This is a genomic window from Pseudomonas sp. G2-4, assembly GCF_030064125.1.
Taxonomy (GTDB): domain Bacteria; phylum Pseudomonadota; class Gammaproteobacteria; order Pseudomonadales; family Pseudomonadaceae; genus Aquipseudomonas.
In genome coordinates this window covers 3,147,349-3,164,379 of record NZ_CP125957.1, presented here as the reverse complement: position 1 = coordinate 3,164,379, position 17,031 = coordinate 3,147,349, and the positions used below count along the sequence as shown (strand labels likewise).

Annotated in this window: 14 protein-coding genes; 4 read left to right on the top strand and 10 right to left on the bottom strand. The window is 61.9% G+C overall.

The window, feature by feature from the left end:
• Nucleotides 1–18 precede the first annotated feature (18 nt).
• The 5 genes from QNH97_RS13550 to QNH97_RS13530 form a co-directional block, all read right to left on the bottom strand.
• Nucleotides 19–825 carry an energy transducer TonB gene (locus QNH97_RS13550; protein ID WP_283557292.1) on the bottom strand — a complete coding sequence of 269 codons (807 nt, stop codon included), beginning with the start codon at nt 823–825 and terminating at the stop codon, nt 19–21.
• On the bottom strand, nt 822–1,268 hold the full coding sequence (gene tolR, locus QNH97_RS13545) for a protein TolR (RefSeq protein WP_283557291.1): 447 nt from the start codon (nt 1,266–1,268) through the stop codon (nt 822–824). Before tolR ends, QNH97_RS13550 begins: the two co-directional genes overlap by 4 nt.
• 13 nt (nt 1,269–1,281) lie before the next feature.
• Nucleotides 1,282–1,989 carry a protein TolQ gene (gene tolQ / locus QNH97_RS13540; RefSeq protein ID WP_283557290.1) on the bottom strand — a complete coding sequence of 236 codons (708 nt, stop codon included), beginning with the start codon at nt 1,987–1,989 and terminating at the stop codon, nt 1,282–1,284.
• A 64-nt stretch (nt 1,990–2,053) separates the two neighbouring features.
• A complete protein-coding gene (locus tag QNH97_RS13535; protein WP_283557479.1) occupies nt 2,054–3,970 on the bottom strand; it encodes a phytase in 1,917 nt (638 codons plus the stop codon).
• 64 nt (nt 3,971–4,034) lie between these two features.
• Nucleotides 4,035–6,557 carry a TonB-dependent receptor gene (locus QNH97_RS13530; protein ID WP_283557289.1) on the bottom strand — a complete coding sequence of 841 codons (2,523 nt, stop codon included), beginning with the start codon at nt 6,555–6,557 and terminating at the stop codon, nt 4,035–4,037.
• A 461-nt stretch (nt 6,558–7,018) separates the two neighbouring features.
• On the opposite strand from QNH97_RS13530, the gene QNH97_RS13525 reads away from it, so the two are divergent.
• Nucleotides 7,019–7,933 (top strand): GGDEF domain-containing protein, encoded by a 915-nt coding sequence (locus QNH97_RS13525; protein ID WP_283557288.1) that lies wholly within the window; start codon nt 7,019–7,021, stop codon nt 7,931–7,933.
• A gap of 9 nt (nt 7,934–7,942) precedes the next feature.
• Entirely contained in the window at nt 7,943–8,980 is a 1,038-nt protein-coding gene (locus QNH97_RS13520) for an AraC family transcriptional regulator (protein WP_283557287.1), read from the top strand.
• Nucleotides 8,981–9,140: 160 nt separating this feature from the next.
• Here the strand turns inward: QNH97_RS13520 and QNH97_RS13515 are convergent, their stop codons facing one another.
• The 4 genes from QNH97_RS13515 to QNH97_RS13500 form a co-directional block, all read right to left on the bottom strand.
• A complete protein-coding gene (locus tag QNH97_RS13515; protein WP_283557286.1) occupies nt 9,141–9,581 on the bottom strand; it encodes a CBS domain-containing protein in 441 nt (146 codons plus the stop codon).
• Nucleotides 9,582–9,729: 148 nt separating this feature from the next.
• Entirely contained in the window at nt 9,730–10,116 is a 387-nt protein-coding gene (gene nirD, locus QNH97_RS13510) for a nitrite reductase small subunit NirD (RefSeq protein ID WP_283557285.1), read from the bottom strand.
• Nucleotides 10,116–12,677, bottom strand: a complete 2,562-nt coding sequence (gene nirB, locus QNH97_RS13505; protein WP_283557284.1) for a nitrite reductase large subunit NirB — start codon at nt 12,675–12,677, stop codon at nt 10,116–10,118. The genes nirD and nirB overlap by 1 nt, the downstream gene beginning before the upstream one ends.
• Before the next feature lie 607 nt (nt 12,678–13,284).
• On the bottom strand, nt 13,285–13,905 hold the full coding sequence (locus QNH97_RS13500) for a TetR/AcrR family transcriptional regulator (RefSeq protein WP_283557283.1): 621 nt from the start codon (nt 13,903–13,905) through the stop codon (nt 13,285–13,287).
• 85 nt (nt 13,906–13,990) lie between these two features.
• Here QNH97_RS13500 and QNH97_RS13495 point away from each other — a divergent pair, with 85 nt between their 5' ends.
• Nucleotides 13,991–14,623 carry an NAD(P)H-dependent oxidoreductase gene (locus QNH97_RS13495; protein ID WP_283557282.1) on the top strand — a complete coding sequence of 211 codons (633 nt, stop codon included), beginning with the start codon at nt 13,991–13,993 and terminating at the stop codon, nt 14,621–14,623.
• A 2-nt stretch (nt 14,624–14,625) separates the two neighbouring features.
• Here QNH97_RS13495 and QNH97_RS13490 read toward each other — a convergent pair whose 3' ends face one another.
• Entirely contained in the window at nt 14,626–16,188 is a 1,563-nt protein-coding gene (locus QNH97_RS13490; RefSeq protein WP_283557281.1) for a L,D-transpeptidase family protein, read from the bottom strand.
• 162 nt (nt 16,189–16,350) lie between these two features.
• On the opposite strand from QNH97_RS13490, the gene QNH97_RS13485 reads away from it, so the two are divergent.
• A complete protein-coding gene (locus QNH97_RS13485; protein ID WP_502944540.1) occupies nt 16,351–17,031 on the top strand; it encodes a murein L,D-transpeptidase catalytic domain family protein in 681 nt (226 codons plus the stop codon).

The window sequence follows — 17,031 nt, the reverse complement described above, 5'->3', positions numbered from 1 at the left end:
CTGTCGGGATTTTGCGTTTTATTTGATCCGGTAGTGAAAAGTGTTACGCACTGCCGGCACTGTCACGGCTTTGCCTTCGACGATCCGCGGTTGGTAGCGGAAGGTCTGGGCGGCGGCCAGGGACGGTCGGATGAACAGCGGGTGGCAACCGTCGAGCACTTTGGGGCTGTCGATCCGTCCGTCCGGCGTCACGCTGTACTCCACGGTGCAGTCGCCTTCCAGTCCCTTGTCCAGCGCCCGCTGCGGGTAATCCGGGGCTGCTTTGCTCAGGGGTTGATAGCTGCGGCTGTCGGCTGCGGCCAGGCGTGCCTGTTCGGCGCGCTGTTGTGCGAGCGCTTGCGCCTGTTGCGCCTGACGCTGTCGCTCGGCGACCTGCTGCTCGGCTTCGTGCTGACGCCGTTCCTGCTCCTGGCGTTCACGTTGCTGTTGGGCTTGTTGCTCGCGTTTCTGATCCTCGACCCGCTTGCGGGCCAGGGTCGCCTGTTCCAGTCTTTGCGCCTGGACACTCGGATCCACGACGGGTTTGGCTGCTGCAGGGTGGGGCATTTCAACCGGCACCGGGGCGGACTCCACCGGTGGCGCTGCAATCGGGGCCGGTGCTGGGGCTTCGGGTGCCGGTGACGCAGGCAACATCACCAGCTGCGTATGCAGCACCCGAGGCGCCTGGGCAGCTGGTTTCTCCACGGTCCAGCCCCACACCAGCAACCCAACCACCCCCGCGTGCAAGGCCACGGCGAGCCCTGCCGCTAGGCTGTTTCTCCAAACGCCATGGCGCGCCAACGCGGGAAAGTGCACGGTGGGACTGTGCATGATCATCGCCGTCATTGCGGTGCCTCGGTCACCAGTCCCAAGTTGCTCACGCCGCCCTGCTGCAAGGCGGCCATGGCCGCGACGACTCGGCCGTAGTCGGCGTGATCGTCGGCACGGATATACACCTGGGTGTCGCTGCGCTCGGCGATGACCTGCGCCACTTTGATGCGCATCTGGTCCAGGTCCACGGCACTGTCGGTCTGGTTGCGGGTGTCCAGCTCGCCACCAAGGTTCCAGTAGTAGCCACCCTCAGCCTTCACTGACAAGGTCAGAATTTGCTGGTGGCTGTCATTGGCCAGGGCCTCGCTGGCGACCTTGGGCAGTTCGATCTTCACGCCCTGGGTCAGCATCGGTGCGGTGACCATGAATATCACCAGCAGCACCAACATGACGTCGATGTAGGGCACTACGTTCATTTCGGCCTTGGGTCCGTGCTTGCGTTGTGGTTTGACTAACATCTGCCCTCTCCTTTCAAGCGGCCGCGGCCAGGTTCACCGGGGTACCGTGCAGCTTGTGGTGCAGGCGGGCCTGAAATTCGTTGCCGAAGGCGTAGTAACGGGTCAACAACGTCTGGCCGCGGGCGGCAAAACGGTTGTAGGCAATCACCGCCGGGATCGCGGCGAACAGGCCGATGGCCGTGGCGATCAAGGCTTCGGCGATGCCCGGAGCAACGGTGGAAAGGCTGGCCTGTTGCACTTGGGACAAGCCGATAAAAGCATTCATGATCCCCCAGACGGTGCCGAACAAACCGATGTAAGGGCTCACTGAGCCGACGGTGGCGAGAAACTGCAGGCCTTTTTCCAGCTGCACTTCCTGTTCGCTGATTGCCACCTGCAGCGAACGCTCGACACCCTCAAGCACCACTTGTGGTGTGCTCGAAGGCTGGTTGAGTTGAGTGAAGGCCAATACCCCTGCCTGGAAAATCGGCGTAACTCCGCCGTCCTCTTCCCGAGCCTGGGCAGTGTCCCGGTACAGCGGCAACAGATCCTGAGCGCTGCGAAAGCGCTGGATGAACCCCTTGAACTGTCGCTCGTTACGCTGCAACACAGCGCCGCGCTGGATGATGAGGTACCAACTCAGCAGCGAGGCCAACAACAGCGTGAGCATGACCGCCTTGACCAGCAGACTCGCGTCACTGATCAGGCCCCAGATCGTCATGTGTTCCAAAGTGGCTTGCATGGGTAGAACTCCTGTCTGGCCGCTATTCGATGAAATGTTCGTGACCGGTTGATGACAACGTTGCTCAAGGCAGGCGCAGCGCTTTTGCCACCTCGGCCCAGGGCACGAACTTGAAATTCTGGGTTTGCTCGGGCATACGCTTGCGTCCGTCCTGGACCACTAGCATCCCTTGGTTCCAAGGCCCGCCCAGATTCACCGAGGTGACTTCCAGGCCATCGGTTTCCGAGGCGCCGTCAATGCCTGCGGCGGCGTTCAAGCCCACTCGAAAAGCGCCACGTATGGCATACGGTGGCTCGGCGTCGAGCACCAGGTAACTGTCGTTGCCCTGGCTGGAGATCACCAGGTAATCGCCGCCGCTCCCCTGATACAGGGCGATGCCCTCGACGTCAGCGTGCAACGCTGGGCCAACCTTGATCACGCTGCTCAATGTCGCTGGCTGGTCAGCCCGGGCATCCACCGCCCAGACACCGACGTCTTCCTCACCCAGAAACAAACGCTGGCGCGGCTCATCGGCGACACAACCTTCGGGTTGGCTGGCGACGCTGAACTGGCGCACCAGTTCACCTTTCACCACACCATCCGGTGCGCTGAGCCGGTACTGCAAATAGCGACCGTCCTTGCCGTTGGCGAAGGCATACAGTTCGCCTTCGTTGGGCTGGAACAGGCAGATGCCGTAGATTTCCTTGAGCGAGGTGGGGATCTCGCCGGCTTCGCGCAGCTCGCCGCTGGTGCGGTCAATGCTGAACAGGCTGAGGCTGTTGCGGTCACGGTTGCTGGCCGCCGCCAGATCCACCGTGCGCTCACCCAACTTGAAGTTCGCCCGCACATCGACGTTATTCAGACGCCCTACCGGCAACTCCTGCAGCAGCTTGCCGTGCAGGTCATAAACCAGCAGGCCTTGCTTCTTGTTGGTACCCAGCACCCGACTCAGGGCGGGCGTCGTGGGATGAATCCAGATAGCCGGGTCATCCGCGGCGTCACCCTGGCGTGCCACCGGTTCGCTTTGGACGATCGCGGTAACACTGGGCAGGACGGGCGCCAGCGGTACAGGTTTAGGCTGCCAATTGATTTCCCCCTGGTACAGGCGCCCGTTCGCATCGTCGCGCAGCAGCACTTCAATGCCGGTATGGGTCGGGCGTACCGCAAGGTTTTCCGGCTCCTTCAGGTCCGGTAACAGCAAACGGGCCTTTGAGGTCCAACCCTCACCCTTGCTCTGATACAGATGCAACTGCGCCGCCGCCGGGTCCAGGCCCAGCATGCCTCCCGGCAGTACGGCCATGGCACCGGCGGATTGTTGGATGTCACCGAACGGTTTGCGCATCGCCACGGGAACACGAACCGCATCGGCTTCGGCAGATGCCGGATAGGCCCACCAACCCACTCGTTCTTCGTTGACGAACAATTGATTGGCCTCGTCCTGCACCTGGCAGACCTTGGCGTCAGGTGGCAATGGCAGGCCGCGCACCTGTTGCGCGGTGCCGCTCAGGCGTTCGCCAGTGCCCACCAGCCACTGCTCGCCCTTGCCCTCTTCACCTATCAGAAACACAAACAGGTTGCTCGCTTCATCGCGGTACAGGCACAGGCCGTTGACGGGGAAATCCCGCGTGGGCAGGTACACCGGCGCACCCCACTGGCGGTTCCGAGGATCAAGGCTGACGAGCATGGCTTGCTGGCGGGCGCTGTCGAGGCTGGCGACCAGTACCTTCTCACCGAGGGCCCGACTGTCCAGGCCTTCGAAACTGCCCTCCAGGCGTGCCAGTTCGCGGCCTTGGGCGTCGAGCAAGAGCAGGCCTTCGCCACTGGCGGCCAAGCGTTCGCTGGTTTGATGGCCGGGCAGGAACGCCAGTGCGTCGACTGTAAGACCCTCGGCCAGCGCCCAGGGCTGCAGCTTCAGTTCGGGACTGGACGGGGCCGCCAGGGCGGAGCCTGCCGCCAGGCTGATCAGCATTGCCAGCAGACAATGTCTGGGTGAAAACAACATCGTGTTCAATCGGAGAATCCTTGTCATTGAGCCGGGTTCAAACAGGTTTGTAGGGCACCGGAACCTAGAAATGGGTGAAGGTCAGGCCCAGCTTGTAGGTCGGGCCGTACTCTTCGTACTGGCCGTTATAGGAGCGATGGCCGGTGTAGACGAAATACGGCTCGTCAGTGAGGTTCTGCGCCTCCAGGCTGACTTGCAGGTTTTTGGTCAACGAATAGCGGGCACTGAAGTCGACGAAGGTCTGGGCGTCGACGTGCAGGTCATGACCTCGGTCGCTGATGGACGCCAGTTCGTAGAGGTAAGCCGACTTGTAGTTGGCCGACAGGCGCAGGCTCAACTTGTCGTCTTCCCAACCCAGCATCAGGTTGCCCACGGTGTCCGACTGATTCGGCAGGTCGATGCTGCGTTTGCGCTGAGTGCCGCTAGCCTGGTCAAAGCCTTCGATCTCGGCATCCGAGCGGCTGAAGGTGGCGTTGGCGCCCAGCAGCACCCCATTCCAGGGCGCCGGCAACCAGTCGAATTTTTGTGAGTAGGCCAACTCCAGGCCATAGAGCTTGGCGCTGTCGCCGTTGGCATAACTATGGGCTTCGGCGAAATCGGTCCAGGCACCTGTACCCGCCAGGTCGGTGTTGTAGACGAAGTTCTGGATGTCCTTGTAGAACACGAAGGCCGAGACGGTGCCGGCGTGCCCCATGAAATGCTCGATGCCCAGGTCCAGGTTGCTCGACTCCAGCGGCTTGAGCTGCGGATTACCGAAGGTCGCTTCGTCATCGTCGATGACAAAACCCGGCGCCAGTTGCCCGAAAGTCGGGCGCACCACGGATTTGGTCCAGGCCGCGCGCACCTGGGTGCTTTTGTCCAGTTGGTAGCGCACATGCAGGCCCGGCAGCCAGTGATGGTACTTGCGGCGGGTCTCGGTGTCGGTGAACACACCATCGGTAGCCCCGGTCCCCTTGGCGTCGAACTCGGTGCCTTCATAGCGCATGCCGGCGATGAAACGCCAATCGTCGATGTCGACAGTGTTCATCAGGTAAGCGGCATTGATGTCCTCGCTCATCGTAAAGTCGTTGACCCGCGACTCTTGCGGGTCAAAAAAGTCATCGCGATTGAGGCCACCAAGCAACTGTTTGATCGCATCGGCGCTGATACCAGGGCCGAATCGCCCGAGTCGATAATCGACATTGCCCTTCTGGAACTGCCCGAGGTTGAGCTGCTCATCGGTGAAGCCCAAGTCGTCGAAGTCCTCGTAAACCCAGGCATTGAGGTCATTGTCCTTATCGCGTCGGCTGACTTTTCCGCCGAATTTGACCTGGGAGGCATAGCCGCTGACGTCATAGTCCCGGGCCAGGTCCAGGCGCAGGTTTTTCTCGGTGTCGGTGGTCTTCTGCTCTTCCCAATCCACCTTGTCGAGGCTGAAGTTGGCCGGGTCGTAGAACCCCGAGCCGATGATCGGCCGCGGCTTGTCGTTGTCGTAGAAACCGCCGTTGAAACCGTCGATGCCCTCGAAGGTGGCACCGGCGATGTGGCCGGGGCTGTCTTCGCTCGATTGGCTGTAGCCGCCCTGGCCACTGAGCGTCCAGAGCCCGAACATGCGTTCGCCGCCGAGCACATAGGATTGGATTTCCTGGGTTTCTTCACGTTGTTTGAGTTTGCGCTCGCTCTCGGCATCCCCCAACTCACCGGCTGCTTGCGGGTCATCGAAGGCAATGCTGGCGGCGTTGCGGGTTTCGCTGTCCTTGTAGCGGCTGTACAGCGTGCGCAGGTAATAGCTGCTGAAATCGTCAGGCTTGTAGTCGAAGTTCAACCCGCCACCGGCGCGCTCGCGACGGATGTCGTAATCGCGCTGTTCGAACTCTTCGAGGCGTGAGCCTTGCTCGAAATCCCAGGCACCGCCGGTTTCGACGTTGTCCGAGCCGAAGTCGCGCTTCTGCCAGCTCAACGCGGCGGCTACGCCAAAGTTGTCGATGCCGTCGCCGAGACTGAAGCGGTCGCTGATGGCGCCCGAGAATTTGGGACTGGTCTGGCCGGTGTTCTTGTCGTAACTGGCTTCGCTGCTGCCGGTGTAGAACAGGCCCTTGTGGTCGAAGGCCGAGAGGCTTTTCACGTCCACCGTGCCGCCCAGGGAGTTGGCGTCCATGTCCGGTGTCAGGGTCTTGATCACCGACAGCGACTGCACCAACTCCGAGGGCAGCACGTCCAGGGCGACGGCCCGACGTTCGCTCTCCGGGGCCGGCACCAGGGTGCCGTTGATGGTCACGCTGTTGAGGTCTGGCCCCAGGCCCCGAACGCTGACAAAACGGCCTTCACCCTGGTCGCGCTCGACGCTGACACCCGGCAGGCGCTGTACCGCTTCGGCGACGTTTTCGTCGGGCAATTGCGCCACGCCGTCAGCGTGCACCACGCTTTTGATGCTATCGGCGCTGCGCTGTTCCTTGAGGGCCTGGTCGATGCTGGCGGCCTGGCCGACCACCTCGACGTGCTCAGTGGCAGCCTGCTCGGCGGCGCTCAGTCGCTCGCTGGCAACGGCCATTGCCAACGCGGTAAACGTGAAACCGACGAGCCCGACAGTGCTTGTGCGGTGGTGCATGGTGGTCCTCCCCCAGGAATCCGAACATCCGCCAGGCTATGGCCCGGCAACTGGGAGGGCACGCTAGGCGTGGGGAATGACGGTTCTGTGACAGCGGTTGGTTCGAGGGGCTGAAACCAGCTGACTTGAGGGGGTTGGCAGGCCGGAATGAGCTGATCTGACCTGCTGGAGTGGCGATTGGAAGTCCTCCGTGGCGAGGGAGCTTGCTCCCGCTGGGGTGCGCAGCGCCCCAAAACCAAGCGCCTCGGTTTTAACAGACAAACCGCATTACTCGCTCTGCGCCTGCTGCGCAGTCGAGCGGGAGCAAGCTCCCTCGCCACGGAGTATGCATGTTGGCCCAGAAAAACCTGACAACCGATGAGCTGATTCGACCTCCCCCAGCCATTCGCCCGTCGTCACCACACTGTCATATCCATCTGCTGTGCTGGGCCGCATTGCGCTTCTGACAAAGGATTCCGGCCATGTTCTCCGTGCTACGACCGCACCGTTTCAAACTCGCCCTGCTTCTGCTGGCGGCCAATCTCGGGTTGATCCTGCACTTGGCCTGCGGCGAGCTCAAACCCCTCGCAGAGTGGGTCTGGCTGGATATTCTCGGCGAAGGCGGCTCGGCGTTGCTGGCGCTGGTCTGGCTAGGCCTGGTGCTCAAAAGCCGTCCGTCCGGGCGGGTGACCAATTTTCTGATCCTGGGCCTGGGCTGCATCTTCTTTTCCTGGTGGATCGACAGCCTCGACGAATTCATCCGCCTGCCCGACAGCATCACCTGGGATCATTGGCTGGAATCGGCCCCAATGCCGGTGGGGATGATCCTGCTGACCCTTGGCATTTACCATTGGCACCGGGAACAGTTGGCAATCAATGGGCAGATGGAGAAGCGCGAGCGGCTGTTCCGCGAGCACCGCTTATTCGACAAACTCACGCCCCTGGGTGGGGCCGACTTTTTCAAACATGAACTGTCCGCCAGCCTGGAGGACAGCAAGCGGCGTGAGCAGCCCTTATCGTTGCTGGCCCTGGATCTGGATAACTTCACCGCCATCAACCAGCGCTTCGGCCATGGCGAGGGCGACGCCGTACTGCAAGCCGTCAGCCAGTTACTGGTGCTGAACCTGCGTCGCCAGGATCTGCTGTGCCGACTGGCCGGCGATCGCTTCGTGGTGTTGTTGCCCGACACCGGCGAGAGTCAGGCCCAGCGTCTGGCGCTGGAGTTGGAGGTTGCGGTTCGCAGCCTGGCCCACAAGACCCGACAACACGGTGAGCGGTTGCGACTGGCCGCCAGCACGGCGGTGGTGATGGCGTTCGACGAATCCCCCGAAGCCTTGCTCAAACGCCTCAACCTGGTGCTGGCCCAGTCCCGGACCACGCTGGCGAAGAGCGCCTGAGGCCGTTTCATGACTCTCAAGACATGCTGGTACGAAGCCGACAGTCGCTTCATCCCCGGGCACTATCAACCTGCCGCACTGATCGACCTGGCACTGTCGCGGGATATCGACAGCCATCGTCTACTGCGTGGCACCGGGCTTTTCTACGACGATATCCTGGCCGGCCAGAGCAATATCAGCCCACAGCAGTTCCTGGGCCTCATTGACAACAGCCAGCGCCTGCTGGATGCCAACGACAGCAGCTTCCTATTCGGCCAACGGCTGTTGCCGGGGCACTACGGACCGGCCAGCCATGCCTTGCGCCACGCGCAGAATCTGCATCAGGCCCTGGACATCTTGATCGACCAGCAGGCCTTGCTCAGCCCTTTGACCGCGCCGCGCCTGTTACTGGACGAGCAATATGCCTACGTCCATTGGTTGGACAGCTGCGGGGCCGATCAGCATTGGCGCTTCGTGCTGGAGGCAAGCGTGACCTCGCTGGTGGCGATGAGTACCTGGCTAAGCGGCGAACGCCTGCCTTGGCAATGCAGCTTTCGCCATGCAGAGCCGCGCTACGTCGAGCAATATTGGGTGCATCTGGGTGAGCAGACTCAGTTCAACCGACCGCTGGACTTGATGCGCCTGCCCCGCCATTGTCTAGCCCGTCCCTGGCCCAACGTGTCGGTCACCGCCGGCCAGGTGGCGCGGATCGAAGCCCGGGAACAGCTCGAACAACTGGGTTTTTCCTCAAGCTTTCTGGATTGCGTCTACGACTACCTGCACACCCATGTGCAGCAGACGCCGAGCTTGGAACAGACCGCCCAGGCCTTCTCCATGAGTCCGGCAACCCTCAAGCGCAAGCTGCACAAACACCACACCGGGTTTCAACAACAGGTGGATCGGGTGCACACCCACGTGGCGTTGTACCTGTATCAGGTCAAGGGGTTCAGCAATGAGGAAGTGGCGCAGTACCTGAGGTTCAACGACACGGCGAACTTCCGTCGTTCGTTCAAGCGCTGGACCGGCAGTACGCCGAACCTGATACGGCAGTTGCTGATGCTTGGATGAGGCTGTCGGCGTAGGGATACCTTTGCCGAACAGCTGTTGTGGTGAAGGAGCTTGCTCCCGCTTGGGTGGGCAGCGACTGTGAGATCGTGGGGCCGCTGCGCAGCCCAGCGGGAGCAAGCTCCCTCGCCACAAGGGCCGTTCTGGCTGGAAGAATGCAGGGTCAGTGCCCGCGGATGTAGTGTTCCAACTGCCGGATAAGGTCTGCCTGTTCGACGATGGCCTCTTTTACCAGATCGCCAATGGACAAGAGGCCGATCAACTGCCCGTTATCCAGCACCGGCAAGTGCCGCAAGTGGCTGTCGGTCATGACTTCCATGCAGCGTTCGATGCTCTGCTGGCTGTCAGCGGTGATCACCGGCGCGCTCATGATGGTGCGCACTTGGGTGCCCACTGAGGAGCGCCCGTGCAGCACCATCTTGCGCGCATAGTCCCGTTCGCTGAACACGCCCACCACTTGACCGTCTTCGATCACCGGCAGCGCACCGACGTTTTTCTCGGCCATGATTTGCAGCGCTTCGAGCACCGTCTGCTCCGGTGCGATGCTGTGGACCTGTTGGTGCTGGACACTTTTGAGTCTCACCAGTTGAGCGGCGGTTTTCATTGCTTATCCCCTGACAGCCTGCTGATACTTTCGCTTGAGAACCCTATGTGGCGAGGGAGCTTGCTCCCGCTGGGCTGCGCAGCGGCCCCAGGATTTTGCGGGCGCTGCGCACCCGAGCGGGAGCAAGCTCCCTCGCCACAAAAACGGATCAGTCTTCGCCGATCTCGACCACATCGCCATTCAAACGCACTGGCCACACCCGCAAGCGCTGTTCCGGGTATTCCAGGCAATGACCGTCTTCCAGGCGGAAATGCTGTTTGTACATCGGCGAAACGATCACCAAATCACCCTTGATACTGCCCAGCAACCCACGGCCGATCACGTTCGCGCCGGACTTGGGATCGCGGTTGTCGATGGCGTACAGCGGCTTGTCCTGATGCTCGGGCAGGTACAGCAGCGCCACTTGGTTGCCATCGTGCCAGGCGACCACGCCGGAGTTGGGGACCAGGTCCTCGCGACTGCACAGGGCGCGCCATTGCACAGGGCCTTGGGCCGCGTCGCGGGTGGGGATACGAACGACGTTTGACTGGCTCATCAGAGCACCTCCTCGGTGACGGGAATCAGGTGAAGTTCGCCAGCATGAACCGGTCGACGCTGGCCGCGTTCGCGGACGAAATGAACATCCGGATCGCCGCGCTTGTCGTTGACGAACGTGCGGAAACGCTTGAGTTTGTCCGGATCCTTGAGGGCGTTGGCCCATTCGCACTCGTAGCGGTCGACCACCAACTGCATCTGGGCTTCGAGCTCGGCCCCGAGGCCGAGGCTGTCGTCGATGATCACGTCCTTGAGGTAGTCCAGGCCGCCTTCCAGGCTCTCGCGCCAGACCGACGTGCGTTGCAACTTGTCAGCGGTGCGGATGTAGAACATCAGGAAGCGGTCGATGTAGCGGATCAGCGTGGCGTCATCCAGGTCGGTGGCGAACAGCTCGGCGTGACGCGGGCGCATGCCGCCGTTGCCAGCCACGTAGAGGTTCCAGCCCTTCTCGGTGGCGATCACGCCGACGTCCTTGCTCTGGGCCTCGGCGCACTCGCGGGTGCAGCCGGACACGGCGAACTTGAGCTTGTGGGGCGAGCGCAGGCCTTTGTAGCGATCCTCGATGGTCAGGGCCATTTGCACACTGTCCTGCACGCCGTAGCGGCACCAGGTGCTGCCCACGCAGGATTTCACCGTACGGGTGGATTTGCCGTAGGCGTGGCCGGTTTCGAAACCGGCTTCGATCAGCTCAGCCCAAATGTCTGGCAGTTGGTGCAGCTGGGCGCCGAACAGGTCGATACGCTGGCCGCCGGTGATCTTGGTGTAAAGGTCGTATTTCTTCGCGACCACGCCGATGGCGATCAGCTTGTCGGCGGTGATTTCACCACCGGCAATCCGCGGCACCACCGAATAAGTGCCGTTTTTCTGCATGTTCGCCATGAACGTGTCGTTGGTGTCCTGCAGCGACACCAGGGACGGGTCCATGATCGGCTGGTTCCAGCACGACGCGAGGATCGAGCCCACCGCTGGTTTGCATAGATCGCAGCCGGTATGCCCGCGACCGTGCTTGGCCAACAGCTCTTCGAAGCTGATGATGCCTTCCACCCGCACCAGGGCGTACAACTCCTGGCGGGTGTAGGCGAAGTGTTCGCACAGGCTCTTGTCGACACTGACGCCGCGGGCAATCAATTCGTGCTCGAACACCTGCTTGACCAAGGCGGCGCAACCACCGCAACCGGTGCCTGCCTTGGTGTCGCATTTGAGTTGGCCCAGGTCGGTGCAACCGCCGTCGATGGCCGAGCAGATCGAGCCCTTGGTGACGTTGTGGCACGAGCAAATAGTGGCGGCTTCAGGCAGCGCTGCCGGGCCCAGTGTCGGGGCGCCTTCGGACGATGGCAGGATCAGGCTGGCCGCGTCCTTGGGCAACGCGATGCCGTTCTGCATGTATTGCAGCAAGGTGTCGTAGTGGCTGTTGTCACCCACCAGTACCGCACCGATCACGCGCTTGCCATCGGCGTCCACCACCAGTCGCCGGTAGCTGGCGCTGGTGCCATCGATGAACTGAAAGCTGCGCGAACCCGGTGTGTTGCCGTGGGCGTCGCCGATGGAGCCGACGTCGACACCGAGCAACTTGAGCTTGGTGGACATGTCGGCGCCGGTGAAGGCTTCGCCGCTTTCGCCGCACAGGCGGGCGGCCACGTTGCGGGCCATCTGGTAACCCGGGGCGACCAGGCCGAAGATGCTGCCGTTCCAGGCCGCGCATTCGCCGATGGCGTAGATGTCCGGGTCGCTGCTCAGGCAATGATCATCGATCACCACGCCGCCACGCGGGCCGATCTGCAGGTCACTCTGGCGCGCCAAGGCATCCTGGGCGCGGATACCGGCGGAAAACACGATGAGGTCGGTTTCCAGGAAATCGTCGTTGCCGAAGTTCATCCGATAGCGGTACTGCTCACCGGCGCTGATGGACTGAGTACCCTTGGACAGGTGCACGCCGACCCCCAGCTTCTCGATGCGGGCCTTGAGGGCCAGGCCGCCCTGCTCGTCCAGTTGCACCGGCATCAGCCGCGGGGCGAACTCGACCACATGGGCTTCCAGGCCGAGGGTCTTGAGGGCGTTGGCCGCTTCCAGGCCCAGCAAGCCACCACCGACCACCACGCCACGGCGGGCGTTGTTGGCGGCGGCACGGATCGCGTCCAGATCTTCAAGAGTGCGATAGACCAGGCAGGAATCACCCTCGGCGCCGTCAATGGGTGGCACGAACGGGTAGGAACCGGTGGCGAGCACCAGTTTGTCGTAGCTGATGCAGTTCCCGGCGGTGACAACTTGACGGGCCTGGCGATCGATCTCCAGCACCGGCACGCCCAGGTGCAGCGTGACACCTGGCGTCTGATACAGCGACGCTTCACCGAGGGCCAGGGATTCGGCATCGCGGCCAGAGAAGTACTCGGACAAATGCACGCGGTCATAGGCGCGCATCGGTTCTTCACTGAACACATGCAGGTGGTAATGATTGAGGGCACCGCGCTCGATCAGTTGCTCGACGCAGTGATGGCCGACCATGCCATTGCCGATCACGATCAGCGTTTGCAGCTTGTCCAGAGAAGCAACGTTGGAATTCATAAAAAGCACCCGACAAAAGCCCATCACGATTTTGAAAGCAAAAAAAAGACGCCTGAAACCTTGCGGTTCCAGGCGTCTTTGCCTGTTCTGTGCGGTATCGATCCGGCGACTGCGCCTTGACCTACCGTTGTCTCCCGGCCTGCTGGCTCTCGATCTTCGTTGACCGACGGGGCTGCCCACTCGATTGTGTCCAGGGTGGGCCTGGATACCCTCTTGCAGCGAGCGTGCCAAGCCTTATCGACAGCGAAGTTTGAGAGCCTTGCCGATACCTGTCTGCGCCGGTAAACCCCGTGGGAGCAGGCTTGCCCGCGAAAACATCCGTTCAGTCACCCGTTGCAAACAAGCGCTGACCTGGCGTTTCGCAAGCGCTGACAATTGCCTTCCCATGGTGCGACCGCCCAGTCTGGGGCTTCATAAAAGTGCAACCTGCCACCACCCCCCTGTGTACGGGCTCGTTGGTGAACGCGGTGGGTCAGTCGAGGGGGATGTTGAATGTACCGCCGTCTTCGCGAGCAAGCTCGCTCCCACAGGGTTCTTGGGGTGGGCACCTAATCTGTGTCCACGCGTCATCTCATGTGGGAGCGAGCTTGCTCGCGATAACGGCCGTTCAGTTTGAAGGGGTGTCAGCGGTTCTATTAACCATCGCAACGATGCTCGCAAGAAGCTCTTCCTTGGCCTCGGCAGCGCTGATTTCGCCGGAGGCTGCTGCATTGGACAACGCTTCCGCTGCCCCCAGCATCGCCCGCAAGCCGGCTTGGGTGATGCCCCTCGTGCCGGCAAACGGTTCCAGGACCGCCCGGCATTTCTCCAGGAAAATTGCCTCGTACTCCCGCTTGATCAGCTCCAGTTCCGGTGAACTGGTCAACGCCGCGATCACCCCTGGAATCTCGCGGCCTTGCAGCAGCACGCACTCCACGTATGAAGAAGCAATCACCGCAGCCCGACTGAGCAATGTCGGTTCACTCGCTTCCAGGGCTGTATCCATGAGCGCGGTCTGGCGAGCATCGAAATCCTGATAAAGCGCCGCCAACAGGCCGGGCCGGGTGACGAAGTGGTTATAGACAATGGGCTTGGTCACCCCGGCCTGTTCCGCCAGCCGGGCCAGGGTCAGCGCGTCACTGCCCTCCTCCCGCACCAGCCGCCAGGCGACATCCAGCAATTGCCGCTGCCGGTCATGCCGGGATAAACGACGACGAGGTGACTGCGAATTTTCTTCGGGACTTGACATGCTAACTTTACCAATCGTAACTTACTAACCGTAACTTACCCCAGCATAGTGTCTCCAAGACCTCATGACCAGAAGGAGTTTCGCCATGCACGCACTTATTGTTGTGGCACATCACGACCCTCACTCCCTCACCCATAGCCTGGCCGGGAAAATTGCCGAGGGCATCACTCGCGCCAATGCCACCGATACATTCGAGATCGCTGACCTGGCCGCCGAAGGCTTCGATCCGCGTTTCGGTTTCGCCGACCACGCGGTCCACCACCGCGAGGCACTGCCACCTGCCGATGTCCTGGCCGAGCAGGCCCGAATCGACCGAGCCGACGCGCTGGTGCTGGTTTATCCCATCTATTGGTGGTCGATGCCGGGGTTGCTCAAGGGTTGGATCGACCGTGTTTTTTCCAACGGCTGGGCCTTCGACTTCAGTCTCGATAAGCCGTTTATCCAGAAACTGCAGCGTTTGCAGGTGCATCTGGTGGCGGTCGGTGGTGCCGATGCCGACTCATTCCTCCGTCACGGCTATGGTGAGGCGATGACCACCCAGATCGACCATGGCATTTTCGATTACTGCGGCGCCCGGGTGGTGAGTTCCCAGCGTTTGCTCGACTCGGAAACCCTCGATCCCAAGCAGCACCTGGAGGCCGCTGGCGTGATCGGCCAGCGCCTGTTCGCGTCAGCCGACGAAGCGACTCAGGTGCACCGTACCGCCGCCTGGGTTTGACCTCAGAGCGCGCGGCCGGGGGCAGCAGACAGCGTCGGATCGCGCCCGTAGATATCCGGGATGTACACCGGCTGGCCCTGGTTGTCGGCCTGTACGGTCCAGTAACTCAGCAGGATCGGTATGGGCCGGGCCAGCCTGAACTCATGGGTCAACTCGGTGGCCAGCAACGTCTCGGTGCGCGCCCGCTCGGCCGGGCTCACCAGCAGGTCGCGCAAGTGCAGCACTTGCTCGATCCGCACGCAGCCTGAACTGAGCGCTCGCGGTGCTTTGCCGAACAGCGCCTGGCTGGGCGTGTCATGCAGGTACACGGAGAACGGGTTGGGGAAACGGATTGCCATCCTGCCCAGCGGGTTTTTCGGGCCTGGGTCCTGGCGCAACATGATGTCGCCGGGGTGCTCCCAATCAACATCCGCTGCCATCAGCGGCAGCCCATCGCGATCGAGAATCCTCAGGTTGTGTCGGCTGAGAAACTCCGGATCGCGGCGGATCTCAGGCAGTTTGTCCTCGCGCATGATGGTCGGCGGGATGGTCCAGGTCGGGTTGAGCGTCAGGCGGGTCACCCGGGATTTGATCAACGGTGTCTGCCGTTGCGCACGGCCCACCTGGGTGCGGGTTTGCCAGACCGGCGCGCCGCCCTGGTAAACCGTCAGTTGGGCCGCTGCCACATTGACCAGCACACTGTCGGGTTCCAGATCCTGGGCCAGCCAACGCATGCGCTCCAGGTTGATGCGCAATTGCTCGCGGCGCATGGCCGGGCTGATATTCAGTTCGGTGACGGTCCACGGCCCTACCACGCCATCGGCCTGTAGCGAGTGCTGGAGCTGGAAGTGCTTCATCGCCTCCACGAGCGTGGGGCTGTAATGCTCGTCGCCGCTGAGCGGCGGTGCACTCAGGTAACCTTCATTGAACAGCCGCTGGGCCAGGGCCGGTATGCGGGCATCCTGCTTGTCCGGCTGCAACAGCGGGCCGCCTGGCACCGCCTGCCATTCGGATAACGGCTGTTGCCGTAGACGGGCGTAGAGGTCGCGCAGGTTGCGATAAAGCGCCAAGCTCGGCCGCGCCTGTTCAAAAGCTCCGACGAGGTTGTGCACGCCCGGTCCGGCGATGGCCAACACCGCAGCCTGACGGTCCTGGGGCTGCGGGCTGGCCTTCCACACCGGTTCCAGGCGATCCTGGGACAAATAGCCGAAACGCAGATCATGCAAGGCTTGCAGGTAGCGCTGGCTGATAGCGATGTCGACACAATGGGCGTTCTGGGCTGGGCCGTTGACCGGCAGGCTATAGCGCGTCGGATCCAGTCCGTCATCGGCCAGTTGCTGTAACTGGAGCTGCAGGAGGTCCAGCCGCTCGTCGTCCGCCCAGACCGCCTGGCCTGTGTTTTGCTGATAAAACGCCTGCAAGCTGAGCATCGTCGGAAAGTCGACGCCCGCCGCCACTTCCGGGCATGCGACCGACAATTGCGCCAATGTGGCTTGCACGAGCGCAGGATCGCCTTCCTCGGCTGTCGCGACCAATGGTGCGGTGAGCAATAAAAGGCTCAGGTAACATGCGGACTTTTTGAACAACTGCTTTACTCCACTCCATGGCCGTCTCGTTGACGGTTAACTTTGCGACAGGTACGACCCGCCATTATGCAAACAAACAAAAACGGACGGGATGCCGCAACTCAACACCATCGTGGGATTTTTTCATCCGTGCTGAGCATTCTGCGCCAATTTTGCCTGATCATGACGGGCCTTGGCGTGATGTGCAGCCCAGCGCTCGCCGAAAAGGCCAATTCTCAACTTCTTTACAACAGCCTCGCCCACGCAGCGCCGGAACTCAATCCCCAAGCACTCAAAAGTGCCTTGAGCGCCATGCAATGCGCGGTCGCCAATGGCGCCACCCAGGCTCGTCATTTGGCGGTGATCGATTACTCGCAACCGTCCACGGCTCGCCGCCTGTGGATCTTCGACCTGCGGCAGAAGAAGTTGGTATTACGCGACCTGGTGGCCCATGGGCAAAAATCCGGGGAAAACTTCGCCACGCAATTTTCCAATCGCCTGGGTAGTTTCCAGTCCAGCCTTGGCCTGTTTCGCACCCAGGAAAGCTACCAGGGTGCCCACGGCTACTCGCTGCGCATGGACGGTCTGGAGCCGGGTTTCAATGATCAGGCCCGTGATCGCGCCATCGTGATCCATGCCGCCGACTACGTGAACCCGCTCTGGAGCGTGCGCCAGGGCCGCATCGGACGCAGCCTGGGCTGCCCTGCCGTTCGCCCGCAGGTGGCGCGCCAGGTGATCGACAAGCTCAAGGGCGGGCAATTCATGTTTTCCTGGTACCCGGAACCGAACTGGCTCAAGCGTTCGGCGTACCTCAACTGCCAGCCGCAACAGGTTGCCAGTATTCTTGCGACCAGCGGCAGTTAG